At 50.0% G+C, this 24,140-nt stretch carries 24 protein-coding genes; 8 read left to right on the top strand and 16 right to left on the bottom strand.

Annotated elements, in window-relative coordinates; genetic code table 11:
* The first annotated feature begins 181 nt into the window (after positions 1 to 181).
* The 8 genes from OEV79_00830 to OEV79_00795 all read left to right on the top strand — a co-directional run bounded on the left by OEV79_00830 (position 182) and on the right by OEV79_00795 (position 7,342).
* A complete protein-coding gene (locus OEV79_00830) occupies positions 182 to 1,267 on the top strand; it encodes a hypothetical protein (GenBank protein MDH4209983.1) in 1,086 nt (361 codons plus the stop codon).
* Between the two features lie 8 nt (positions 1,268 to 1,275).
* Positions 1,276 to 1,938, top strand: a complete 663-nt coding sequence (locus OEV79_00825; GenBank protein MDH4209982.1) for a hypothetical protein — start codon at positions 1,276 to 1,278, stop codon at positions 1,936 to 1,938.
* The gene (locus OEV79_00820; GenBank protein MDH4209981.1) at positions 1,935 to 2,834 is read left to right on the top strand and encodes a hypothetical protein; all 900 of its coding nucleotides are present in this window, start codon (positions 1,935 to 1,937) and stop codon (positions 2,832 to 2,834) included. Before OEV79_00825 ends, OEV79_00820 begins: the two co-directional genes overlap by 4 nt.
* Positions 2,835 to 2,914: 80 nt before the next feature.
* Positions 2,915 to 3,556, top strand: coding sequence for a hypothetical protein (locus tag OEV79_00815; GenBank protein MDH4209980.1), 642 nt, complete (start codon positions 2,915 to 2,917; stop codon positions 3,554 to 3,556).
* 399 nt (positions 3,557 to 3,955) lie between these two features.
* Entirely contained in the window at positions 3,956 to 5,041 is a 1,086-nt protein-coding gene (locus OEV79_00810) for a fibronectin type III domain-containing protein (protein ID MDH4209979.1), read from the top strand.
* 9 nt (positions 5,042 to 5,050) lie between these two features.
* Positions 5,051 to 5,710, top strand: coding sequence for a hypothetical protein (locus OEV79_00805; protein ID MDH4209978.1), 660 nt, complete (start codon positions 5,051 to 5,053; stop codon positions 5,708 to 5,710).
* On the top strand, positions 5,707 to 6,585 hold the full coding sequence (locus tag OEV79_00800; protein MDH4209977.1) for a hypothetical protein: 879 nt from the start codon (positions 5,707 to 5,709) through the stop codon (positions 6,583 to 6,585). Before OEV79_00805 ends, OEV79_00800 begins: the two co-directional genes overlap by 4 nt.
* 115 nt (positions 6,586 to 6,700) lie before the next feature.
* Positions 6,701 to 7,342 (top strand): hypothetical protein, encoded by a 642-nt coding sequence (locus OEV79_00795; protein MDH4209976.1) that lies wholly within the window; start codon positions 6,701 to 6,703, stop codon positions 7,340 to 7,342.
* Positions 7,343 to 7,402: 60 nt separating this feature from the next.
* Here OEV79_00795 and OEV79_00790 read toward each other — a convergent pair whose 3' ends face one another.
* The 16 genes from OEV79_00790 to OEV79_00715 all read right to left on the bottom strand — a co-directional run bounded on the left by OEV79_00790 (position 7,403) and on the right by OEV79_00715 (position 24,110).
* Positions 7,403 to 9,121 (bottom strand): T9SS type A sorting domain-containing protein, encoded by a 1,719-nt coding sequence (locus tag OEV79_00790; GenBank protein ID MDH4209975.1) that lies wholly within the window; start codon positions 9,119 to 9,121, stop codon positions 7,403 to 7,405.
* 122 nt (positions 9,122 to 9,243) lie between these two features.
* Positions 9,244 to 10,362 carry a PorV/PorQ family protein gene (locus OEV79_00785; GenBank protein ID MDH4209974.1) on the bottom strand — a complete coding sequence of 373 codons (1,119 nt, stop codon included), beginning with the start codon at positions 10,360 to 10,362 and terminating at the stop codon, positions 9,244 to 9,246.
* A gap of 10 nt (positions 10,363 to 10,372) precedes the next feature.
* Complete coding sequence (locus OEV79_00780) at positions 10,373 to 13,474, bottom strand: T9SS type A sorting domain-containing protein (GenBank protein MDH4209973.1); 3,102 nt, start codon at positions 13,472 to 13,474, stop codon at positions 10,373 to 10,375.
* Positions 13,475 to 13,502: 28 nt separating this feature from the next.
* Complete coding sequence (locus OEV79_00775) at positions 13,503 to 16,292, bottom strand: TonB-dependent receptor (GenBank protein MDH4209972.1); 2,790 nt, start codon at positions 16,290 to 16,292, stop codon at positions 13,503 to 13,505.
* Between the two features lie 10 nt (positions 16,293 to 16,302).
* Complete coding sequence (locus tag OEV79_00770; protein MDH4209971.1) at positions 16,303 to 17,376, bottom strand: hypothetical protein; 1,074 nt, start codon at positions 17,374 to 17,376, stop codon at positions 16,303 to 16,305.
* 185 nt (positions 17,377 to 17,561) lie between these two features.
* Positions 17,562 to 18,176: an energy transducer TonB gene (locus OEV79_00765; protein MDH4209970.1), complete on the bottom strand. Its 615-nt coding sequence runs from the start codon at positions 18,174 to 18,176 to the stop codon at positions 17,562 to 17,564.
* A gap of 2 nt (positions 18,177 to 18,178) precedes the next feature.
* Positions 18,179 to 18,595, bottom strand: coding sequence for a biopolymer transporter ExbD (locus tag OEV79_00760; GenBank protein MDH4209969.1), 417 nt, complete (start codon positions 18,593 to 18,595; stop codon positions 18,179 to 18,181).
* Positions 18,592 to 19,062: a biopolymer transporter ExbD gene (locus tag OEV79_00755; protein ID MDH4209968.1), complete on the bottom strand. Its 471-nt coding sequence runs from the start codon at positions 19,060 to 19,062 to the stop codon at positions 18,592 to 18,594. The genes OEV79_00760 and OEV79_00755 overlap by 4 nt, the downstream gene beginning before the upstream one ends.
* Positions 19,062 to 19,700 carry a MotA/TolQ/ExbB proton channel family protein gene (locus tag OEV79_00750; GenBank protein ID MDH4209967.1) on the bottom strand — a complete coding sequence of 213 codons (639 nt, stop codon included), beginning with the start codon at positions 19,698 to 19,700 and terminating at the stop codon, positions 19,062 to 19,064. Before OEV79_00750 ends, OEV79_00755 begins: the two co-directional genes overlap by 1 nt.
* A gap of 135 nt (positions 19,701 to 19,835) precedes the next feature.
* The gene (locus OEV79_00745) at positions 19,836 to 20,186 is read right to left on the bottom strand and encodes a hypothetical protein (protein MDH4209966.1); all 351 of its coding nucleotides are present in this window, start codon (positions 20,184 to 20,186) and stop codon (positions 19,836 to 19,838) included.
* A 4-nt stretch (positions 20,187 to 20,190) separates the two neighbouring features.
* Entirely contained in the window at positions 20,191 to 20,559 is a 369-nt protein-coding gene (locus OEV79_00740) for a hypothetical protein (protein ID MDH4209965.1), read from the bottom strand.
* A gap of 41 nt (positions 20,560 to 20,600) precedes the next feature.
* Entirely contained in the window at positions 20,601 to 21,182 is a 582-nt protein-coding gene (locus OEV79_00735; protein ID MDH4209964.1) for a hypothetical protein, read from the bottom strand.
* A gap of 2 nt (positions 21,183 to 21,184) precedes the next feature.
* The gene (locus OEV79_00730) at positions 21,185 to 21,823 is read right to left on the bottom strand and encodes a hypothetical protein (GenBank protein MDH4209963.1); all 639 of its coding nucleotides are present in this window, start codon (positions 21,821 to 21,823) and stop codon (positions 21,185 to 21,187) included.
* 3 nt (positions 21,824 to 21,826) lie between these two features.
* Entirely contained in the window at positions 21,827 to 22,669 is an 843-nt protein-coding gene (locus tag OEV79_00725; protein ID MDH4209962.1) for a DUF4388 domain-containing protein, read from the bottom strand.
* A 2-nt stretch (positions 22,670 to 22,671) separates the two neighbouring features.
* The gene (locus OEV79_00720; protein ID MDH4209961.1) at positions 22,672 to 23,289 is read right to left on the bottom strand and encodes a hypothetical protein; all 618 of its coding nucleotides are present in this window, start codon (positions 23,287 to 23,289) and stop codon (positions 22,672 to 22,674) included.
* On the bottom strand, positions 23,289 to 24,110 hold the full coding sequence (locus OEV79_00715) for a hypothetical protein (protein MDH4209960.1): 822 nt from the start codon (positions 24,108 to 24,110) through the stop codon (positions 23,289 to 23,291). The genes OEV79_00720 and OEV79_00715 overlap by 1 nt, the downstream gene beginning before the upstream one ends.
* Positions 24,111 to 24,140 lie beyond the last annotated feature (30 nt).

The raw sequence follows: 24,140 nt of genomic DNA, 5'->3' as shown, positions 1-24,140 counted from the left end.
TTCTTAATGAAGGATTCAATGCAAGAATCTCTGAATTCTGGACAATGCGTTTTGCTTCTAAATCCGAAACGCGCACGTAACCCACTCGTTACTGCGTGTGCCTGCATTTCTTTGGCAACAGGGAGCCAGCAGAAATGAATTCAAACATCCCCTTCCAATCAACACAAAGTAAGGAGGTCTAATGACTGGTATCTTACTGGTGAGCATCTTTGCGCTTGCGCCGCCGACGGCTGTCCATGCATATGATACACCTGATGACGGTGGCGGGGCTGTGACGATAGAATGGCAGCTATCGGTCGATGATATGCACCTGCAGAAATACGAAGTATACCGCAGCGAGAACGGTGTTGATTATGAAAAGGTTGGTCTCGTAGGCCGGAGCCGTAACCAGATCGAAGATGAAACCGAAGATGGCAAGCAGTATACATATAAAGTGGCTGCGGTTATTGATACTGTAATGGCATATTCCGAGCCATCCTTAATGGTAACAAGTACCGCTCAATGGCTCAACCGCAAGAAGATCAACATAATCGTAGCACTAATGGTCTTTGGCGGCCTGATACTTTTCTTCATTCAGCATGCGCGCCGGGGCAGAGAGCTCTTCGTCAGAAAGATAGCCGGATTGAATGCGATCGATGATGCCATAGGCAGGGCAACCGAAATGGGCAAACCGATCCTGTACTGCCCGGGCATCGGATATATTGAAGACATCGCCACGATCGCCTCCCTCAACATTCTCGGTGAGGTGGCAAAAAAATGCGGCGAGTATGACACCAAACTCATCAATCCTCATTTTGACCCGATCGTCTACACGGTCGCGAGAGAAATTGTGAAAGAGTCATATACCAATGTCGGAAGACCCGATGCCTTTGATCCGGACAGCGTGTACTACGTAACCGATTCACAATTTGCCTACGCAGCCGCCGTAGATGGCATCATGCTGCGAGAATTACCGGCAACCAATTTCTTGATCGGCTGGTTTCGCGCCGAATCTCTTATCCTCGCCGAGACCGGAGCCTCGACCGGCGCGATCCAGATCGCCGGCACCGACCAGGTATCGCAATTGCCGTTTTTCGTTACTGCCTGCGATTACACGTTGATCGGTGAGGAGTTATATGCGGCATCTGCTTATATATCAAAGGAACCTTTGTTGCTCGGTGCTATTAAGGGCGAGGACTGGGGCAAATTGATAATCGGCGCCATCCTCATTGCCGGTTCGATCATCGGATTGCTCACGGTTTTTCCGATCATGAGTTTGTTTAATTAGGGGGCGAAATGAAAAGAAATTTTCCCTTGTTACTGGTATTCGCATTTGGAATACTCGGTATCATCCCATTTATTGTGCCACACCCAGTAGTCCAGAACACCGACGAATTCCTGCGCAACAATCTGCTGAAGATACTCGCCGCGTTCGCCCTGATACTTGGACTGGGTAGTCTTTTGAGGGTCCACTATGACAAGATCCGGCGCAAGGGACAGAACTGGGAATACTCCTGGGTACTGATCGTTACTTTTGTTGTCACCTCGATCATCGGACTGTTCGGAGGCGTTTCCGGCACAGGTATATTGCCAACGCGGATCGGTTCATTTGCATTTGATATCTGGACAATCTATTTCAACATCGAGGTGCCACTGGGCGCCGCGATGTTCGCGTTACTATCCTTTTTCATGGCTTCGGCAGCCTACCGCGCATTCCGCGCTCGTTCCACCGAGGCAACCCTGCTTTTGGTATCGGCATTCATTGTCATGCTCGGCGTTCTTCCTCTCGGGAACGAGATCTCCCCGCACCTCCCATCCTTTGCACAATGGATCATGGACGTACCTAATGTTGCCGGGCAGCGCGGCATTCTTTTTGGCGTCGCGCTCGGCATGCTGGCAACAGCACTCAAAATAATCCTCGGTATCGAACGCTCATGGCTTGGCGGAGGTGGCGAATGAAGATCATCGACCTTTTGACAAAGATCGACCGGCGCATTATCTATGCCATACTCTTTATAGTGGTAACACTGCCAATTATTTTTCCCTCGGTAAAATCTGTGAGGGTAATGCCGCCAGTCAAAAAACTCTACGACGCAATAGACAATGTCCCGGAAGAAAAAGCACTGATCATTGACTTTGACTATGACCCCCAGACCCTGCCGGAGATCGAACCGATGGCTTTTGCCATACTGCGTCATGCTTTCAGGAAACGGATCAAAGTACTTGCGCTCAGTCTATATGTGCAGCCTCTCGGTCTCGCACAGAACGCGCTAATCAATGTGTCCGAAGAGTTCAATAGCGTAGCAATGACAAACGAGGACAGCATCATATACGGACGCGACTATGTCTTTCTCGGGTGGCAACCACCGCCCCTGATACCCATCCTCGGTATGGGCGAGAGCATCGTCAATGTCTACAAAAACGACTACTTCGGCAACCGAACCGATACATTACCGATCATGAAGGAAGTGAAGAACTACGGCGACGTCGGGCTGCTGGTATCTCTGAGCAGCGGTGATCCTCCGAGATGGTGGATCGAATATGCTCAGAACAGGTTTGGAGTGAAAGTTGGCGCCGGGATAACCGCAGTGAGTGCCTCTGAATTCTATCCGTATTTGCAGACCGGTCAATTTTCCGGCCTCATGGTCGGCATGAAAGGCGCGGCCGAATACGAAGAACAGGTAGAAACAGAACTCAATATCAAAGTACGACGCAAGGCGAGCGAATCCCTTCCCTCGCTTACATATGCTCATGTGGTGATAATCATCTTCATCATAATCGGCAACACTGGATATTTCATTTCCCGCCGCAAGACCAAATCGTCGCAACCCTCAGCCACAGGGAGGCCAAGATGACCATTGAAAGGAATCCTCAGATTGCAGATACATACAGTACTGAACATCACCGTAATCTGTCTTTCATCTAGGAGGCAAAAATGAACATATCATCTGATCCCTGGGTATGGATAAACGCGCTTTGTACGATCGCGATCTTTTCATTTCTCTGGCGCGATAATCCTTTTTATAAGGTCGCGGAACATGTTTTTGTTGGCGTGGCAAATGGCTGGGCCGTCACCTTTTACTGGCACAACGTACTCATGCCCACCCTATTCGACCCGCTGTTCAGGCAAGGTCAGCTGTTGTTTATCATTCCATTCATTATCGGCATGCTCTATCTCACAAGGTTCATACCGCGTGTGTCATGGCTCGTTCGCATTCCCATCGGCATATCCATGGGTTACTATGTCGGAGCATCGATTCCAGCGGTGAGCCAGGCGCTCATCATCAAACAAATACAGGGCACATTTCTGACACCGCAGAATTTCCAGGCATGGCACTCCGGTAGTACGGGTGTGGTGTGGTCGATAATTCTTTTCGTCGGTGTTCTCTGCACGTTGTCGTATTTCTATTTCTCCAAAGAACACAAGGGCATTCTCGGCGCCACCTCGCGTATCGGCATCGTCTTCGTCATGATCGGCTTTGGCGCCGCGTTCGGCTATACGGTCATGGCGCGCATCAGCTTGTTGATCGGCAGAATCCAGTATCTACTCGGACCCTGGTTAGGAGTTGTCGATTAATTAGAACAAACTCAACGTTCAAGGAGCACTGCGCGGCGCACGGATACCCATACCGTGCGCCGCGTCCTTTTCAATCAAGAGTCTTTACTTGCCATTCATCTCCAATATAATTGAAAGAGTCATTAAACTAATGGACAAATACTATCCATTGAGTTACACTTTCACTCTCGGATCATCGGAAACGATGATTCAATACAAACTCACAATATCCAGAAGGTTGGTATGCGAATGACTTCAGATACTGCCGGTCGGATAGCACCTTCGTCATTCGAAACCGAAAGACGACGACCGTCCCGTATTCCGCAACCGACCAACGCAACAACCAAATCAAAGGTTATTCGTTATGGCAGCCAAAACCAAAAACCAATGATCATCCGTTTGCAATCATAAGGAGGCTCAATGATTTATGTTCTCTTGACCGGTATCTTTGCACTTGCGCCGCCGACCGGCGTAAATGCCCACGACACACCTAATGACCGCGGCGACGCGATCACGGTCGAATGGCAACTTTCGCCCGACGATGCAGAGATCGAAGGGTATGAAATATACCGGAGCGAACAGGGTAAAGATTATGTACAAGTTGGTTTCATCGGCGCCGGCCGCACCAGCTACGAAGACCAAACTGAAGCTGGTAAGGAATACACTTACAGAGTTGCCGCTCTGTATGATTCAGAAAAAGCGTATTCAGAACCATCCCCGGCGGCTAGCAGCAAACCTCAGTGGTTCGATGCAAACTCCACCAATCTGCTCATCGGAGTCATCTTATTCTGCCTGATAATCCTCTATTTCATAAACCAGGCAAGGAGGGGGAAGAAACTCTTCATCCGTAAGATCAGCGGTCTCGATGCGGTCGACGAAGCAGTAGGTCGAGCAACGGAAATGGGACGGCCGATTCTCTATTGCATGGGCATCGGCCTCGTCGATTATATCGCGACCATTGCATCATTCAACATCCTCGGGGAGATCGCAAAAAAAACGGGCCAATACGAAACACCGTTGATCGTACCGACTTCTGACCCGGTCGTTTATACTGTTGCTCGAGAGATCGTCAAAGAATCATATACTACAATAGGCAGGCCAGACCTATTCGATATGGACAAAGTATACTTCGTGACCGACTCGCAGTTCGCTTTTGCTGCGGCAGTCGACGGCGTCATGTTAAGAGAAAAACCGGCAGCGAACTTTTTCATCGGCTACTTCAAGGCCGAATCGCTGATCATGGCCGAGACAGGCGCCTCGACCGGAGCGATCCAGATCGCCGGCACCGATCAGATCACGCAATTACCGTTCTTCGTAACTGCCTGTGATTTTACGCTGATAGGCGAAGAATTGTACGCTGCTTCCGCATACATATCCAAGGAACCCTTACTCTTGGGAGCGATCAAAGGTGAGGACCTTGGTAAGGTCGTCATCCTGAGCGTTCTCGCACTCGCTTCGCTCATCGGACTACTGACGAAATTCCCTATTCTAAATGTTTTTCGATAGGAGAGAAAAATGAAAAGAAGATTCCCTTTGGTCCTGGTCTTTATATTCGGGATCCTGGGCATAATACCGTACTTCGTACCACACGGCGGATACCAGGATTTTGACAATACGTTGAGGAACGACTTTATAAGAATACTGTCCGCCTTCGCCATCATACTGGGTTTGGTCAGCTTGATTAGGGTGCATCAGGACAAGATAAAGAGGAAAAGAGAGAACTGGCAATATTCTTATGTACTGATCATCGGTTTTTTAGTGAGTGGCGTGATCGGCCTCCTCGGCGGCATTGAGGGTGAACTTTTCCTGCCAACGCGGATCGCCGGATTTCAATTCGACATCCAGACCCTGTACCTCAACATAATCGTTCCGCTCGGCGCAACGATGTTCGCCCTGCTCGCTTTCTTCATGGCATCTGCTTCATACCGGGCATTCCGTGCTCGTTCTCTGGAATCGAGCCTCCTGCTCTCCGCGGCTTTCATCATAATGATCGGCTTATTACCTCTTGCCAACAGCATCTCCTCACACTTGCCAGCGTTCACCCAGTGGATCATGGACATCCCTAATGTTGCCGCGAAGCGCGGTATTACTTTCGGCATTGCCCTCGGGGCGATCGCCACTTCGCTGAAAATCATCCTCGGCATCGAACGCTCATGGCTCGGAGGTAAGGAATGAAGATAATCGAATACCTGTCAAGGCTGGACCGCCGCATCATCTACCTCGTGCTTGCAGTCGTGGTTATGGTACCGCTGGTCATTCCGGCGATTCCCAAGGTCCGCGTCATGACCCCGGTCGAAAAGCTGTTCAATGCAGTCGAAACAATCCCTAGAGACCAGATACTAATGCTTGATTTCGATTACGATCCACAAACGCTGCCCGAAATCGAACCCATGGCCGTCGCAATGTTGCGGCATGCGTTCCACAGGCGCATACGGGTAGCCGCACTCTCTCTGTATGTCCAACCCCTCGGGCTCGCCAAGAAAGCACTCGACCAGGTCACCGATGAGTTCAACAGCCAGGCGACCTCGTATGAAGACAGTATCATCTATGGACGCGACTATGTATTCCTGGGCTGGCAGCCTCCGCCGATCGTGCCGCTCTTGGGTATGGGCAGTAGTATCGTGGATGTCTACCGAAGAGATTATTATGGATACCGGACCGACTCCTTGCCGATGATGCGTAAGGTGAAAAATTTCAATGATGTCGGTATCCTTGTATCACTGAGCGGTGCATCGGCGCCCCTCTGGTGGATAGCGTATTCACAGACCCGCTTCGGTGTCGCGGTAGGCGCCGGGATAACCGCCGTCAGCGCCTCTGAATTCTACCAGTATTATCAAACCGGACAATTCTCCGGACTCATGGTCGGTATGAAAGGTGCGGCCGAATACGAAGAAATGGTCCAGTCGAGATTGATGATAACCAGCCGACGAAAAGCAAGCGAGGCGCTCGGTTCTCTGACCGCAGCACATCTGACCATGATCGCTTTCATCGTGATCGGCAACATCGGCTATTTCATCCGCAAGCAAAGGGAAAAAGGAGTACAAAAATGATAATGGTAGAACAATCCCACACAACAGCCATAGACCGCGAAAAACATCACTGTAATCTGTCCTTTATCGTTGTAATCGAAATTGCCGTTGAGGCAATTTCATCAAGGAGGGAACGATGAATATAGCACATGACCCATGGGTCTGGATCAGCGGATTTCTGACCATATGTATTTTCTCGTTTCTATACAAGGACAACCCGTTCTACAAATTCGCCGAACACCTCTTCGTGGGAGTGGCCAACGGGTATTTCATCACATTTACCGTACACCGGGTGCTAATTCCGAATCTCTTTACGCCCCTGTTCAGAGAAGGAAGGTTATTCTTCATACTGCCGTTCATGGTCGGCATGCTATATGTCATGCGTTTCATTCCAAGGGTTTCATGGCTTGTACGCATCCCGATCGCAATTACCATCGGTTACTACACTGGGTTGGTTATCCCGGCCACAGTACAGGCTGACATCATAAGGCAAATACAGGGAACGATCCTCACGCAGCAGAATTTCGGCGCCTGGAACGCAGGCTCAACCGGAATTATCTGGCAGGCAATCCTTTTCATCGGCGTCGTCTGCACCCTCTCCTATTTCTATTTCTCGAAAGAACACAAGGGGGTGCTCGGCGTCACTTCACGGATTGGGATAATATTCATCATGATCGGATTCGGCGCGGCATTTGGTTACACGGTGATGGCCCGCGTAAGCCTATTGATCGGCCGGTTTCAATTTATCATCGGGCCGTGGCTCGGCATCATTGATTGACAGAACCGTGCAACAAAAAAGGGGAGACATGACGTCTCCCCTTTTTCGCACTTATTCAGATTAGTGCAGCGTGATGACCTTCTGAGCAACATTGCCCTGCTCGGTTTCGAGCACGACAAAGTATGCACCATTGGCCAGCTGCGAGGTATTGATGTTGAACTCCTGTTCACCAGCAGCCCTGCCGCTGAACACGCTCTCAACAAGTCGCCCGCTCACATCGAACACCTTCAGCGCCACGTTGCCGGAAGCCGGCATACTGAACGCAGCACGACAGATACCCGAAGTTACCGACGGCGTCACTGAGAACCTGTAGACGCTGACCAGACCAGTGCTGACCTCATCAACGCCCCACGGGAATTCACCGAGAGGGGCCGTCTCGTGATACAACTCGCCCGCTTCGGTGGCTGGATCCTCATGAACCCATACTGCATGGATATAAGGATGCGCGCCATTTGGCACGAGGAGATCGGCAGCCTCGGTCGCATTCCAGTCTTCCCAGATGATGGTGCCCGTATTGGCAGTGGAGAGCGGCTGAGAAACTTTCCAGTTGCTACCGCCGTCCATTGTCCACATGCAACCAAGATGGGCTCCATTATAGATCGCCCACGTGACGTTGTCGCCAATATAGTAGTTGTACTTGCAGACAGCCGCCACCGCACCCGATACTGGATCAACAGATATCGTCGGATACTGGCTCGGTGCCGCATAGAACAGGGTATCGGCAACCCAGAATGAATCGGCGCCCACAACATCCTGGCTCCACAATGTCCAGGTCCAGCTGCCCGGTGAACCGGTCCCTTTTGCGACGTGAGGTCCGCCCGTACCGCCAGTACCGATGTCATTGTGTATCATCCATATATCACCATCGAAATACACTATATCCATCTCGTGCCACCAGTACTGAGACGCTACATTGGCCGGGTACACCGTTAGCGCTTGTTTTGCAGTCCAGGTGTAACCACCGTCAGTCGATTCCCTGAAATATGGGTAAATCGTGGAATCGGAGCCGCTGAATGTGTAATACTCCTGGGTCGTCATGCCCAACCAGCCGCCCGGACCTGCGGTCAAAGCAGCGCAAGACCCGTCAGCAGAAACGTGATCCACCGGAATGCTGTCAGTCCACGAGTAGCCGCCATCATTGGAGATCCAGACATATTGCCACTCGTTACCGTTTGCCAGATAGTTCCAGGCAGTGACAACAACGTTTGTTGGGTCATCAGGCGCCACAACAATGCTTGGCTCCCATGGATAGATGGTAGGAGCTGAAGCGTTCGTCGGCACGATCGGCACTGAGAATGACGGCGCTGATGGCAGGTTTTCTTCGATCATTACATTGATCTGTCCATCTGTGTAACCCTGCGTATTCTCCTGGAATAGGAAGAATATTTCACCAGGATTCGCGTCGAAATCAGGCGTGGCCGCGATGTCATTATATGCCCTGCGTGCAGCAGCGCTGAATGGTCCGTACGTGGTCCACGATGAACCGCCGTTCAACGAATAGGCGACCTTGACAAGCATTGAGTTGTTCGGGTTACCGCTCGGTTCACCATAGAGAACCGCAATAGCCTCACCACCGCCGGAAACAGCAATGCTCTTTCCTTGACTTCCGAGCACTGCACGGATGTTCCCAACCGAGTCGATTATGACACCATCATAATCGTTTGAATTGTTTACGCGAGGCCTGCTTGTAACAACTGTCGGATCTACCGGGTCCACGTTGTAGGGCAGAGCCCAGCCCAACACCACAACGGCCAAAAGCAACATACCTAACCGTTTCATTACGTCCTCCTTTTCTAACATTATGTTCTTGTGCGTAATATTTTGTTTACGGACAAGCACCTCCTTTCAAATAACACAAAAAGTGTGTGCAGGCCTGGTCAGGCCCGCACACACCAGATAAACTAGAATCCTATGGTCAATCCAATACGATGGGTTGCCTTAAGGATTCCCTTATTCATGTAAGCGTAATCGATCTTGAATTGCGTGGCACCAGTCCTGAGATGGAATCCAACGCCGGCAGTGAGGTTATTAAGCATCGTACCAATATCGTCACCCCACTCAGGATAGGTTATAACATTCTCGACCGTATCATATGCCGGCTCGCCACCTGACATTGCTCTCATGTAATCCATGTTTGTGTATGCCTTGTATCCAGCGCGCAAGAAAAGGGTATTGAGATACCCGTATTCTAAACCCAGATTGATCGTTTCATAGTTATCATTTGGGTGATTCAAGTCAAGAGCAATCGTCAACCGGTTACTCTCACTCGCGATGGGATCAAAGGCTACACCAAAACGGAACATGAGCGGCAACGGATATGGCGTCGCTCTCAGCCCTGCTGGCAGCAATTCATAGAACACAGGCGATTCAGGATAAGGGTTGGCAGCGAACTCAAGATCCCGTCCCGAGAAGGCGATGTCAGTACCGAAATTGTTCATCGCCGCGGCGAGACGCAACCCCCTGATCCCGGTATTGTAATGGATGCCAAAATCCATTGCCACACCGGTCGCGGTCATGTTCCAGATCTGCTCCTGAACCGCTTTTAATGTCAACCCGGCAGCGAGACGGTCGGTGAACATGCGGCCAAATGAAAACCCGACCGCCATATCAGAGGCATTGAAGTAATTGCCTGTTCCGGTATCCTCGCGTATTGATGTATTCGGGTCATCAATCGTCAGGATCTCCATCTCACCCATCGTCAATGCCGTGACGCTAACACCCATCGTCCCGAAACCACCCAGCGGAAACGCCGCGGTCAGATATTCGTGACGGACGTCTGCAATCCACTCGTTATGATAGAAGCTGATTTCGCGGCTAGTGACGGTGGCAAGTCCGGAGGGGTTCCAGAATGTTGCCGAGGCATCATCTGAAATCGCGACGAATGCTTCGCCCATGGCTGATCCCCGCCCTACGCTGATCTTCAAGAACTGCGCACCTGAGGTACCCAATTTGGCAAAATCAGCGTGAAGGGGCAGCACGAATATGATTAGTAATAAGGGTATGTATTTCATCGTTCTCATCACATCCTCCTTATCGGACAATCACAAACTTGCCGACTTGTTCACCTACGTCAGATTCAATGTGGAAGATATAGACACCGCTCGCAACAAGTTGACGATTTTCACTCAACACATCCCACCATTCATCACCGCCAAGATTATTGCCGACTCCGGTCGCCGAAGTCTCCTGATGCAATAGTGTTCTGACAAGTTCGCCATTGAGATTGAAGATACGGACCGTGCACCGGTTGGGCAAATTGATGAACTTCACGCGCCGCTGCACAAATCGCGTCTGCCACTCATTCGAAATGACATACGGATTCGGCACGACCTTGACGTTCAAGGTCATCGCAGTATCAGTGAAAACACCCGGTGTGGCCGTGATCCGAACCTTGCCAAGGACTGATGGCGGCAGGTAATCTCGATTCGCGCTCAGAATCCAGGTCTCGCCATCTTCTGGCAAGATCGTATCATACATATAAGAATTACTGCGCAAACCGATCATTCCGCCGTTGACATAGAGATAACGTGTTCTCTCCGATACGGGGAATGCCGCGGGATTGGCCTGTACCGTATCATGCGAGGCTTTGCTCCATGCCGTGCTCGGCGTGTGCCAGGTAAAGCACCAGCCGTCTGCCAGGTCTACTGTACTCGGTGTATTCTGAAACTGTTTGTACGGAATGACTTCACCAGTCACCAGATCCGTTATCTCAACCGTATTTACCGGACTTCCCGGATTCTTGGGACTCCAGACGACTTGATACGAATTACCGCGCCAGGCCCACATACCGTTCATGTCAGCGCTGTCAGCAACCGTCTCCGCATACGGCAGCGGCACAGGAACGTTCGCGACCAGAAGGTTTGCCGGATAAGTACCGCTCACGATCTCAATACTATCATAGACCACAAACGTCGCCGGCAGTTCAGGCGTTCCGATGTCCGGATTGATGAACATACCGTTCACCGGCGGCACTATCTCAAGCGGCACATAAGGTATACCGATCCTTCTGTCGTAGACGTAAGTTTCAAGGGTACCGTTGTCGTCTTGCAGATACGCAGTATATCGCGCACCCGTATACGGGATAGAATCACCGGATTGATCTATGAAATAAACAACGGTCGGCTCCGGTGCAGCAAACTCGATGTAGAGTGGATAGTTCGGATCAATCTCCTGAGGGTAAGCAACCGACGCATCAACCAGTTCAGTTAGCTGGTCATTACCCGAAACCAACTCGACCATCGGATCGGACGGCGGCACATAGTTGGCCGGATCACGACGCGCGCGAACACTGTCACCGCCCAGACCACTCTCAAACCAGATCGGACGCGGCCCGTACACCTCAACCGAATCATACTCGTAAACCCACATCGTATCGATCGGGTTGCCCAGGGTATCCAGTATATACCAAGCAGTGGAATCAACCGCATAAACCGAGTCATACGCTTCTCGGACCCTGTTGTAATCGAATGAAGTCACCGCATAATAATAAACAAACCCATTGCGTACTTCTTCATCGATATAGATGTGCGAAACGCCGGTGTTTGCCAATTCCAGAGGCTCGGGATCGAACGCCGTATCAGTGAAGACAATATCATTGGCGAGATCGAAGGTGGCAAGTAATTCCCAATCACCAGTCTGACCCGTCGTGCTCTTCCATATCCGATAACCCTCAAAATCAACCTCGCGGTAGAAGGGATCGTACAGAGCTGATAACGGGTTGCCAACAACGTCATAGTACGGGTCCACAGCTACCTCTGCTGCATTATCCCATACAAGGGTAATACGAGCATCGCCCGGCAGCATCGTGAGTGTTGGTGGTGGAGGAGGTCCGGGCAATAGCCAGTTCTGGTCAAAAATGAACTGGGCCGTCCCGTCCACCTCAACCAGTGCTGAATCCGGTCTGCCCCATATACCAATCCAATCTGCGAAAACGATACCAACCAGCACGGTCACGCTCGCGTCTGGAGCAAGGTCGAATGGACCACTGCATTGTAGAAAACGCTGATCATCCGGGTCCGGAGGAACAGTATCATATGGTTCGTAAACGCCAGTGCGGAAATTGTAGCCGGCAAGCGTTGTGTAGCGCTCGTAGTCGAGGCCCGGTTCGAGGTTGAGGGTGAAGCGCTTGAACGCGGTCATACCGATCTGCGGGATCTGCGAAGGATCACGGAAATCAGGCGTACCATCAAGATCGGCATCAAACAGTGAATCGGTAACCCCGATAACATTGTAGAAGTAAGCGCTATCCATCTCGTACTGGTCCAGTATCCCGTCACCATCTTTGTCCTCGTCTGGCACAATATCCCAGGGACTCTGCAGGTAGTCATAACCGATCGCGCCCGGTAACCAGGGCGGCTGGCCCGCTTCTTCAACTTCCTGCCACTGATAGCCCAGGTCATCAATCCAGGTCGAATCGCCGTCTATTACATACCACTGACCAACAATACCAGAAATGCGATCGTTGGCTGTTGTGCCTGCCTCATTACCGATATCATTGTCGGCGCAAACCCCGAAAAAGCATCGTCTCAAGGTATCGCTTGTAGTATTCATGCACTCAAAGCGAATGAATATGATATCCTGAGTCGTGCTAAGATTCCACGCGTATACGGTCTGATAGATCTCCAATCCGATAGGACGTGTGTCGCCGGCAATATGATACTGAATATCACCGTCGTTATACACGCACCACGAGTCCTGATGGGACTTGGATTCTGTAGGTGCCATTGGCAATTCAGGATCCACGGTCGGCGGCCAGGTCGCTGGCATCATGTAGATAATCGCCCTTGGATCGCTTACTGACCAGCCAATGCGTCCCGGAGCATATTCTGCCTCACCACCATGCGGACCGTAGCCAATCGTAACCAGTGTATCACCGTTCACATCAACCGTGCCAAACCAGCTACCAGCGCCATAGATGTAGTTATGACCAGAACCTGTTGGCCACCAACATCCAGCGTTGTTGCCGGTTTCATCCTGTCCGAATTTACCGTAATTGGACACGCAGCACTCTACCTGGTTGACGTTATGCCTCAGGATTTGGAACTCACGACCCATAGGCGTCGGTGTGTACACCGCTTTAGCGGCGAAAGCACACACGGCAGCAATGAGCAGTACCGCAAATATCCTTTTCATTATAGCCTCCTAAGTATTGTTAACCCGGTTAGAACTGTAGACCGACGCCAACGCGCGCACGGAAACCAGGCATGAAATTCCTTGCATCATAGTAGTAATCGTTCTGAGCATCGATGTATGATTGTTTCGCTTCGCGAGGATCGACCAAACCGTCGTGGTTGAAATCGGATTGCGGTGAGTAGCGCGTGCTCGAGATTGCCGTGAACCCGAACTGATCGAGTGACGGTTCCGGGTCACCATGCAAGACAGGATCACCCGTGGTTTCGTGGACTTCGATTATCTGCTCGGTGTTGAGCAGATTGTAGATCAATCCCTTGAGCACCAGATTCGCCGGACCTATTTTGAAGCTGCGGCTGAGATTCCAGTCGACATTCAAGTACCCAGGTATCCTTGCCGAATTTTCGTCACCAAGCTTGTTTCCACGTAGATCACGAGGGGTATACGGATGGCCTGAATGATAGGAGAAGACGATCGAACTGTTGAAGTTCTGGAGAGGTATTAAGAAGAAATCCGTCGGTAGATCAACATCCCAGTTTGCGTGTAATGTGTGTCGTTCGTCAAAGTCAAGCCAGTAATCAATAACCGGTACCGCTATATTGTAGTAGTAGTGGTCTTCGTACCATTCATATGCGTCAGCAGCCGTGCCTTTGGCAAACTGCATGGTGTAGCTCAAGCCGAATGCCCACATGTTCGACATGCGTTTCTGCAAGTTGACCTCGAAGCCCTTAACATTACCGTAGTCGACATTCATGTACTGGTAATAGGAATAGGGCACCGCAATGACTTCACGGACCTGGTTCAGGTCATAGATATCCTTGAAGTACGCAGTGAAACCGAAAATAACCTCTTCCGAGAACTGGTTCTCAATACCCAATTCATACAGCACGGTCTTCTCGGGTTTGATCAAGATGTTGCCGACAACCGCGTTGCCGCGCGAAATGAGCAACCTCACCACCGACGTATCAGTCGATCCGTATAGATTGTCGAGCGCTGGTAACTGGAAATACTGTCCGTAGTTGAAACGAAGTTTCATACGGTCGGTCACCGGTAGCGAGAAACCGAGACGTGGCGAGACCTTGTACTCAGCTTCAGAGCGGATCAGCTCGTCGTTCAGGTAATCCTCGGGCGCCTCATACGTGCTCGCTTTGGGATCGAAATAATCAAAACGCAACCCAACACGCGCAACAAGTCCCTCAAAGTCCATCTTGTCCTGTACATAAGCGGCGAATTTCCACGGTGTCCGGTCATAGTAATCCCAGAAGGGATTGGCAACCCACGGCAGATTGTTATCGTAGTATTGCATCTCATAACGGATATAATCTACGCCGGTTTTGAACTCGTGCACCCTGCCAATCGAGTGGGTGACGTCGAACCTTCCCTGGATGTCGTTGTTGTTCCATACTCTCCACACACGGTAGTCACCGGTCGTGTAGAACAAACCCTCAACACCGTAAGGATTATGGCGCAGTGCCTCGACATCACGATTGTAGTACTCTTCGTGGTACTCCATGACACTGTCGATGAGCACCTGACGAATTGTGACTGGTTCGCCGGTCACCGGATCAATATAATCTTCCGGATGAAGCAGCATATCAACAAGTCGTTCCGCCTTGAACCGGTAATCATCATACCATTGTCTTCCGCTGTCTTCTTCCCAGATATAATCACGATTGCCGTACATGCGGTCAAAGTGAGTCATACCGACTTTCAGCGATGCCAGGGTCTGGGCCGTGACCATATAGTTGAACGTCGAGGAAAGGATCCAGTTCTTGATACGACTCATCGGCCGGTTGTCAAAGTATTTGAGATCGTACTGGCCGGTGCCGGTAACGTTACTCCAGATCACCCACTGCCTGCGTTCATTGAAGCCGGTGAACGACAATTTGCCTTTTGCATTGGCTAAATTGTACGTCAAACGACCTTGCGCCCGGTAATCCTGCCTCGGAGCATCGAGTTTGAACAACCCTTCTTGATGGTATGATTCGGTCTGCATATACTCACCAGAGAAGAAATAGCGAAGTCTGTTAAATGCCGGTAACGGACCGCCAAACGAGAAATCGTATTGGCTGTACCCGTAATTGATCGGGTCTTGCCAGCTGCCGAACATCTCATCACTAAGGTAATTCAAAGCACCCGATATCTTCGAACCGCCTTCGCGCGTGACAATATTAACAACGCCCGAAAGCGCATCGCCGTACTCAGCGTCGAATCCGCCACTCACCACGGAGACTTCCTCCACGGCAGACTGATTGATAACCGCTGATTGCCAGTTAGTGTTGGGTACCTTGGTAACAATACCGTCAACGAAGTAAGTAACCTCACCGTCGCGTCCGCCGCGCAGATGGGTTCCGCGCTTGCTATCGACGACGCCGGCTTGCAGAGCAATGACCTGGTTGATCGTCGTAACGGGCAACCGGCTCATTTCCTGAGATGTAACCGCACGGCGCGTGTGAACAGCGTCTCTAACGATTGCCTCGCGCTCGGCAACGGCAGTTACACCTTTGACTTCGATCACAGTCGGAGGCAAGCGGAAATTGAGCAATGTTGTCTGGTCGGCATTCACGACGACACTCGTGAAGGTGAACGGGTCGTAACTAATATAGGACGATGTGACCCGGTAAGTTCCTGCAGGGACATAGAGTATGACGAACTCTCCTCCTGCATCGGTCGCCGCACCTAACTCGGTGCCCTCAATGACAACATCAGCTCCGACCAGGGGTTCTCCTGTCTCAGCATCCAGAACGCGACCATTTATCCTGCCGTATTCAGCACCGAAAAGGAATACCCCGATAATAAGTGCGAGTAAGATTTTTTTCATCAAGCACCCCCTAATTTCTTATGACTGGCACAAGCCAGACTGTGGCAAAATATCCTTGATTAGGGTTAACGTAGTAGTAAGAATCTCTGAATACGACCTCAAAGTAGAGGTTCACGATATCTTGACCGCTAAGATGCAAGTAACCGCGAGCGCCAGCAGTAACCGCGCCTAATTGTACTCGAGTCGGCGTATCACCGGCGCATACCGCGTAGTACGCGCAAACACCTGCAACTTCAGGATCATCGACTTCGATCGTGACCAGCACCGAATCTACACCGCTGTAATTAAGCAACGAATCGATGTGCTTAAAACGATTCATGACATGGCCGGTGTAAAGCGTATCAGTATTCGTAGCCAGTATCGTATCGACGGACGGTGGTACCTCAATGAGAACACGGTTGACCGCCGGCGCATCTGTCCCGCGCGTCGGATAGTAGTAGCTACCATAAGAAATACGCTTGAGCTGCCATTCAAACGGTTCGATTATGGCATAGGTTGTATCACCAGTTTCGGGGTCGATATCAGGGGTTGTTGACCTCAGAGGTTCCAGGAAGATCAACCGCCGGCCATCACCATGGATCTCCTCCATGTCATATAGGGTATCCGTAATGATCGTGTCGACATTCCTCAACACCCAGTTCGTATCACCGGTCGAACCAATATAAAGGCTGTCATAATGTCCGACGAGGCGTAAATCGACATGACCCCAGGATTCAACCATAAAAGTGTCTATCAGATAGACCGTGCAAGCAGTGTCCTTGGTATACCATCGATCGTACAAACGATTCATGTCGATAAAGGCAAGTTTGCAGCTATCGATGTGGTCTTTGACCATCGGTGAATCGGCTCGGAAAATACGATCCTGGTCTACGAAAGCAACGTTTGGTATATTCAAAGGGATGTATGTATTAACGAAACCATCGGTTGTGTTGAGTAGTATGCTGAATGAGTCGCTTTCGAGGATAGCGTCTATCTGCGCGTCGTCTTCAGGAGTGCCTTCGTAGAAATCTTCCGGTGGCTCGTTACCACACGTCAGCAGGCACATTACTGCAACCACTAAGAGGCCTAGAAGACGCTTCTTCATCATTCCTCCTTTCTTTTATCTTGTTCTTTATCTTATCTTGTTCTTGAGTGCTTTGCTATACAAAACCTTTTCTTTATTCTTGCCATCACCTCCTCTTTCAATTTTCTCAAAATCTACACAATTCTTACGTCTTTGCACATTATTATAGCAAGTATCAGATAATTGTCAAGATTGAATATGGAAGCCTACCCTCCTTCTACCAGGCGGAAGTTTATCGGTATTGACACGTAAACCCGCACGTACTTGTCGCGTTGTTTGGCGGGGCTGAATTTCCACCTGCGCGCCGCGGCAAGTGCTGCCTCATCCAGCATCTGGTTGCCACTTGACTTCAGTATCTGGACATCCATGACGCTACCGTCAATATCCACTAACGCCTTCACAACCGCCTGCCCCTCTATTCCGGCCCGTCTCGCCAGGTCAGGATAACGTGGTTTCTGCTGGAATATGGGCTTCGGCTTCACCTCAACCTTATAATAGGGGACAATCTCGATTTCCGGGCCTGTCGGCATTGTCCTGATAAGGTCTTCCTCAAATTCGGTATCGGCGATCGTCTCCACTGCTTCTTCTGCCACCTCGCTCTCGGCCTCTACTGCAACCTTCGGGCGTTCGAGTGGAGGCGGCTCCTCGTACTTTTCCATCTGAGCTGAGATCTCCTCAACCATCGTCACGATCTCCCGCTTCAGTTTGTAGGCCTCAGGTTCAGCATACGGAACGAAGAGAAAAGCCAGTATGAACAGGATCAGACTGGAGAGAAGACCCGCTCTCAGGTACACACCATACATAATTTTATGATCGCGCATGGTCAGCTCCTCTGTTCGGTGGCAAACGTAATCCTGAATGCCTTTGCCTCTTTCAGCTGATCGAGGATATTATCCACTACGCCGTAAGTCGCCGTCTTGTCAACTTTCATAACAGTAATGAGCTCAGGATTATCCCAGACCTTCTGTGCCATTTTCCCGGCAATCATCTCGGCCGCTATCACATTATCATCCAGATATATTTTCCGGTCAACATCAACCCAGATGTATGAAACATTCCTGCGCATCAAGATCCGCTCGGTTGATCTGGCTTCGGGTATCGTTATTCTAAGGTTCAGCTTAGTCGCGCGAAAGACTGTGGTCACCATGAAAAACAAGATAAGAAGAAACGCAATATCAGCCGTGGATGCGGTGGGGATCTCACCTCGTTCCCGATGTCTTCGAATGATACTCTTTCTCATTGTTCCTCACTTGTTGGGATTAGACTTATCTTAGTCACCCTCAATTCCCGGCCATCGGACGAAGTTGTCTTGGCGAGTTTGATCTGGTCCAGCGCCTGTATCATGTTATCGTAAGGGGCATCCTTGCTGGGACGCAACGAAACCACCAGCAAAGTATCCCTTGCCAGCAGTCGTTCTTCGACGATGCTCTTGATCTCACCGTATTCCTCAAGTACCAGTATTCTATCCAGATCAACAGTTTTTATTTTTACTTCGCCAGCAGGGTTGATCGCTACCGTAACAATGTTCTCGGGTTTCACCTTGACTTGTTCCTGCTCCTCCGTTCTCTCGGGCAGCAGCATTTTCAAACCCTTATCTTTGGTGAAAACCGTCGAGGTCAAGAAGAATATCAATATCAGGAAGGCTACATCACCCATCGATGCGGTCGGGATCCCGGCACGTGCAACCTTCTTTTCCCGTAGTATCATTATTTTTTCCTCGGTTGATACTGTTCGATAATATAATCGATCAATCCACTTGCAGCTTCCTCCATGTCACGGGCGTATCCGTCGACCTTACCGGAGAATAAAATATGAATTATCGCAAGCGGTGTCGCAATGATCAAACCCCACTTTGTAGTAATAAGTGCGGTTGAAATACCACTGGCAACAACTGTCGGCTCGACTTCACCAGCCAATGCAATCGCGGCAAAAGCCGTGATCATACCCATCACCGTTCCTAAGAATCCCAAGAATGGCGAAACGGTTGTCAGACCCGCGAGCAGTGCCATGCCCCGGTCCAGGAATGACAATTCGATCGCGGCACTGCGCGTTACCATTTCTTCCATCGCATCTTTGCCCAGGTTCGCCTTCTCCAGGATCGATTTAAGGATCTTGGCAACCGGAGATGCGGTTTGATCGCATAATGCCTTGCCCGCTTCAATACCTTGTGAATCGACCGTCGAGGTCAACTTCTCCAAGAAACTTCCTGGGTTCAGACGGGCTTTGATGAAGAGACTATACAGCCGCTCTATTATAATCGCAACTCCCAGAACAGCACAGATCACTAAGAACCACATCACAAATCCACCACCACCTTCTGATCCCAATTGAAACTCCCTTATCATGTTTTTCCTCCTTTCTTTTGGGGTTAGTGATATACCGTACTCGGTTGAATCACCAACGTCAAACCTGCAAATTATATTAAATATTGAATCGATTGTCAAGCACAAAGACCTCGAACAATCGCCTTTTCAACAGCATCATCGTGAACTCGTAAGGTAATATGAGACACCTCCTATGAGCGCAAGAATGCCAGCGCCCAGAAGCAAGTAACTTTCGACACGGGCAAGACTCAACGAACCTATTATGAGGTCGAACAAATCCCCTGGACCAGCAGTCCCCAGCATTGGAAAATAGAAAAGCACCCGATAGATATGGACCGCGGCAAGAACCAGGAGCAAGACACCCCCGAGCACCGGAAATATCCAGATATACTTGGCCCTGATAAGCGTCAGAAGGCGTCTGATAATCATTCCATACAAAAACAGGGCTACGACTGTCAGAATGATCGCGCATATGAAGATCAACTCCGCCGGCAGATCAGCTTTCATGACCCTACCTCCCTTTCGTCACGCAGTAAAATCTGTAATTGGCGAATAATGACAGACTGCCGGAAACCAAAAATAACAGATATGCACCGTAGTTAATCCCACCTTTGGGCAACATAATGTTCCCGCCGATTCCGCAGTAGATAAACTGGAGGATCGCAAAAGCGAGTATCCCTGTCGGCGCGCCGATCATGAACTGCCAGTCGGTTCTTTCTCCGAGCACAATTTCGTAGCGGCGCGCGATTATACCCAGCAACACAAAAGCGAACCAAAGGACAACCGCACCCAAAATGAGCAGGTAATTCGGGATCACCGCAAGCATTTGATAGCGTGCTGGTTCTATGCCAAACGGCGCGGTCACGAGGAGTGTCGACATCTAACCTCCTTTAATTGAAGTATTACCATACCAAACTCCAATCACTTCACCAACTCAGTTAGCCGTTTTGATAACTCACGACCCTTTGAACGGCCAACAATCATGCTCGTTGCCTTGCTCAAAGCAAGGATCACACGGCGAACATCTTCGGCATGCAATTCGTCTATTTTTATGTTCTGATTCTTCAACTGGTTCTGAAAGATCCTTTCTGTGAAATCACCGACATATTCTCCAAGAATACCCTTGATTTTCTCGAGTACACCTGGATCGACGAGCGCGGCTCGCCTCTCGGCAGGCGTCATTACCGACTTCGCGCTTATTTCCTGCAAGAGTTTCCAGATTTCTGGACGTGTGATACCTTCAGCAGGTTCGATGATCGTTCCCAACATACCATCTTCTTCGAGCTTCATGACGATACCCTTCTTGTCCCCTTTTATCTCGATTTTCTCGATCTTCACTTCACCGAGTGCATTCATCGTTTCGAAAATCACCATCGCCATCTGTGCAATCTGTTCCTGATAGACAACAGCCGCATCAGCAACGAATGTCTCACCGGAAATCGAAGCCGCAAAAGGCATTGGCAAGCCTTGAGACACTGCGTTGTTCAATGTATTCTTGTCCATCGTCACCTCATCCGCTCGATCACGGTCTGCACCCTGGCGCGCGCATGTGATGAACCCATTTCCTCGACTGCCTTTTTGACCAGAAAATCAACAACCGAACGCAATGCCTGAGAGAAATCATCTTCATTTTCCGGCGGCGGGTTTTCTTTAAAAACAAGGCTGCCCTCCACGACTCCCATGAACGGCGCAATATCTCTTCCCAATACTCCCAGGCTCTGGTTCAACAACTCAATCCAGTGATTACTATCAGAAGTTCCGCCGAACTCTTTTATCAGTAGATTTATCTGACGCATCTTAGAATCGAGTGCCCTGGGCACTTCAACGGCGGGTTTTTTGATGAACACAAGCCCGCTCAATTGTTTCACGAGTATTTGTGGATCATGTTCGCGCTCGGTCTCGATCCCAAGATATTTATCCTTGTAGGGTATTATCACGAGGCGGTTGTTTCCATACACAAGCGATATATAATCAAGTGCACCCATCCCGAAGTTATTCCTGATCGCCTCGCCGGCCGAGGAAAAATACGCTGTCAGATCAGATAGAGCATTAGCCGATGATCCCTTGACCTCTTCGATCTTGCCATCATCGGCTCGCACTGCAACATAACCAATTACGCCGGCCATATTATCAAGAACATCCATAAGTTATGTCTCGCGCTCGAGCTTCGTTTTGAAGTCATCGAACTTCTTCCTGAAAAGCAACTTACCATATATCTTCGGACCTTCCGAACTGACAATCTCCTCAAAGCTCTTGATGAAATAGTCAATGTCGCTGGCATTCAATTCGGCCACAACCTTCGTTTCCATTGTTTCTTCATCAATGCTCACTGCGCGCGCTATGCGCTTGTTATCTTCCTTGTTTGCGCTCCAGCGCTTGAACCAGATCAAGCCGTTCCTGCTGAAATCAGCCATAAAGGAATTCAGATAGCTCGTCATCACGGACATCGTGCGCGCTGCCTGCTCGGGTTCGTAGATCAACCCCTGATCTTTGAGCCATACTACAGTCTTCATTGCCTCATACCCACCCAGTTTCGATTCTGCAATAACTCCAGACAGCTTCCTCTTGCCATCGATCTTGGCCAGAACCTGCCAGTCGGTCCTCCTTAAGGCAACAGCTGATTCCGGTTCCTTCGCGGCCTTCGCCCAGACAGATTCAAGAGGTGGCATGCTCTTCTTTATGGTCTGGAGCTCCACACGTCTTTTTTCCACCGTATCAACTAATTTCCCTGCATCCTCAGAAACAGTCTTTTTTGGAGCACTCACATGAGGTTCGAAGGTCGCAGTCCCTGATGTTACCATGGACATGTTGAATAAAGCGTCAATACCCTCGCATGCTTCCTCCGCAGCATGCACGACGATCCCGTTGGCAAAGTATATTTCGCCAGAGGTTTCACCGCTAACGTGCACCACTCCGGTTTTCTGTGTGAAAAAAAGAAATTGAAGAACGTCGGTTAGTTTGAACTCTTTGAGACTGATTTCAAAGGTCATACCTAAATCAGCTGCAGCCAGTTATGGAGTAAGAAATAGACACGACCAATCAGCAATGAAATACGGGCCATTACCGTGTAGCCAAACGACGCACCGAATGCAACCATCATGAACCATATGCCCAACTTCGCAAACACACCCAAAACACCTTTGTGCGCCTTCGAAAAATAGAAATAAATGAGGGTGGATATTACACCAAATATTATTAAAAGGTTTGAAATTGTCTGCATGGGGCTCACTCCAATGAGCGGCAGAAAAGTAGCCTGCAGTTGAGGGAAGATTTCGCCCTGGATACGCTGCAATATGACTAGTGCCATGGCCACGCCCATGGTGAAGGTCAATGGAATGCGAATAAGCCAGCTTACTTTAGGAATCAGCGGCGCAAACATCATGAGGCCAACAATGATCGGTATGAGATAAATGAAATTGCCCCGCATGATCAATGGTTCGAAAAGATTGGGCCAGGCGTAGTTGAACCACAGCACAACCGCCCAATATCCAGCCGAAACACCGACAAAGATATTCTCAGCAACCTTGTAAAAAGGATTGTCTTTGTAGAGAAATGAATATATCGCCAGCGTAAGCAACGCGGCAATCCAGACACCGATCTCGGTCGACATTATATCCTTCTCTTTTGGTACAACAAGATAACATTACCGATCACGATGAAAACAACCAAAAGGAGGTGCACAATCGATTGCGAATCCATTCCTGCTACCGCTCGAGCTTTCATCTCGATGAGAGTTTCATACTCGGCAGCACCCTTCAATCCACCCAACAGCCCAACTAGTTGGCCAGAACTGAGATAGGGATACTGCTGTGGCGCCATGATCGCAGTCGTTGCCGTCGCAATCGGCGTACCGTAACGTGCACTGAAGTAGATGATCCAGTGTAGCACACCCGGATCGCCCGCCGAAAGGGTCATGACGAGATCGATATCGCGTGCAGACTTAAGCGCACGCCCAAGCGGGAAGGAATCGATCGGAACACCTGCGTAGTCCGCTCTAACCAAATCTGCAACGTTTCGGCCCAGGCTTACCAACATCACCGGACCCCCCGGACGATAGCCGATATTGATATAGTCCACCCCGTATTCCTTTCCGTACCGGGGTGCGATACTCTCCAGGGACAGATTACCGAGTTCGGGACCGGCTGGCCACAAACCCATCATATAGACGCGCAAATTTCGCCGAAAACAATGCTCTACAAACGCCGCGGTGGCAGGCGTTAACTCGGCCTCGCTGCCCGGATCATAATCGCAAGACACGACGACGATCGCTCCTTCCGGCAATTCTTCGACCCGGTCAAAAACACTTTTCACCGGTCTCGTAATATCAACCGGCAATCCAAGCGGGAAGATCAATGGTATGATCACGGCCAACCCGACTAACAAGAAGAGAATACGCCGGTCCAGATTCTCTAATCGCTCAAGAAATTTCATATTGTATCCTGAGGTTTCGATACCCTTGAC

This window comes from candidate division WOR-3 bacterium (genome assembly GCA_029858255.1).
Classification (GTDB): Bacteria; Hydrothermota; Tepidihabitantia; order SM23-42; family SM23-42; genus SM23-42.
This window is presented reverse-complemented; position numbering and strand designations above follow the sequence as displayed.

Excerpts from the sequence above, each read along its gene's own strand:
- OEV79_00830 (MDH4209983.1), top strand. The coding sequence starts at position 182 with ATGACTGGTATCTTACTGGTGAGCATCTTTGCGCTTGCGCCGCCGACG.
- OEV79_00735 (MDH4209964.1), bottom strand. The coding sequence starts at position 21,182 with ATGGACAAGAATACATTGAACAACGCAGTGTCTCAAGGCTTGCCAATG.
- OEV79_00765 (MDH4209970.1), bottom strand. The coding sequence starts at position 18,176 with ATGCGCGATCATAAAATTATGTATGGTGTGTACCTGAGAGCGGGTCTT.
- OEV79_00715 (MDH4209960.1), bottom strand. The coding sequence starts at position 24,110 with ATGAAATTTCTTGAGCGATTAGAGAATCTGGACCGGCGTATTCTCTTC.
- OEV79_00815 (MDH4209980.1), top strand. The coding sequence starts at position 2,915 with ATGAACATATCATCTGATCCCTGGGTATGGATAAACGCGCTTTGTACG.
- OEV79_00755 (MDH4209968.1), bottom strand. The coding sequence starts at position 19,062 with ATGATACTACGGGAAAAGAAGGTTGCACGTGCCGGGATCCCGACCGCA.
- OEV79_00770 (MDH4209971.1), bottom strand. The coding sequence starts at position 17,376 with ATGAAGAAGCGTCTTCTAGGCCTCTTAGTGGTTGCAGTAATGTGCCTG.
- OEV79_00810 (MDH4209979.1), top strand. The coding sequence starts at position 3,956 with ATGATTTATGTTCTCTTGACCGGTATCTTTGCACTTGCGCCGCCGACC.
- OEV79_00745 (MDH4209966.1), bottom strand. The coding sequence starts at position 20,186 with ATGAAAGCTGATCTGCCGGCGGAGTTGATCTTCATATGCGCGATCATT.
- OEV79_00805 (MDH4209978.1), top strand. The coding sequence starts at position 5,051 with ATGAAAAGAAGATTCCCTTTGGTCCTGGTCTTTATATTCGGGATCCTG.
- OEV79_00825 (MDH4209982.1), top strand. The coding sequence starts at position 1,276 with ATGAAAAGAAATTTTCCCTTGTTACTGGTATTCGCATTTGGAATACTC.
- OEV79_00720 (MDH4209961.1), bottom strand. The coding sequence starts at position 23,289 with ATGTCGACCGAGATCGGTGTCTGGATTGCCGCGTTGCTTACGCTGGCG.
- OEV79_00740 (MDH4209965.1), bottom strand. The coding sequence starts at position 20,559 with ATGTCGACACTCCTCGTGACCGCGCCGTTTGGCATAGAACCAGCACGC.
- OEV79_00790 (MDH4209975.1), bottom strand. The coding sequence starts at position 9,121 with ATGAAACGGTTAGGTATGTTGCTTTTGGCCGTTGTGGTGTTGGGCTGG.
- OEV79_00800 (MDH4209977.1), top strand. The coding sequence starts at position 5,707 with ATGAAGATAATCGAATACCTGTCAAGGCTGGACCGCCGCATCATCTAC.
- OEV79_00785 (MDH4209974.1), bottom strand. The coding sequence starts at position 10,362 with ATGAGAACGATGAAATACATACCCTTATTACTAATCATATTCGTGCTG.
- OEV79_00760 (MDH4209969.1), bottom strand. The coding sequence starts at position 18,595 with ATGAGAAAGAGTATCATTCGAAGACATCGGGAACGAGGTGAGATCCCC.
- OEV79_00725 (MDH4209962.1), bottom strand. The coding sequence starts at position 22,669 with ATGACCTTTGAAATCAGTCTCAAAGAGTTCAAACTAACCGACGTTCTT.
- OEV79_00820 (MDH4209981.1), top strand. The coding sequence starts at position 1,935 with ATGAAGATCATCGACCTTTTGACAAAGATCGACCGGCGCATTATCTAT.
- OEV79_00780 (MDH4209973.1), bottom strand. The coding sequence starts at position 13,474 with ATGAAAAGGATATTTGCGGTACTGCTCATTGCTGCCGTGTGTGCTTTC.
- OEV79_00795 (MDH4209976.1), top strand. The coding sequence starts at position 6,701 with ATGAATATAGCACATGACCCATGGGTCTGGATCAGCGGATTTCTGACC.
- OEV79_00775 (MDH4209972.1), bottom strand. The coding sequence starts at position 16,292 with ATGAAAAAAATCTTACTCGCACTTATTATCGGGGTATTCCTTTTCGGT.
- OEV79_00750 (MDH4209967.1), bottom strand. The coding sequence starts at position 19,700 with ATGATAAGGGAGTTTCAATTGGGATCAGAAGGTGGTGGTGGATTTGTG.
- OEV79_00730 (MDH4209963.1), bottom strand. The coding sequence starts at position 21,823 with ATGGATGTTCTTGATAATATGGCCGGCGTAATTGGTTATGTTGCAGTG.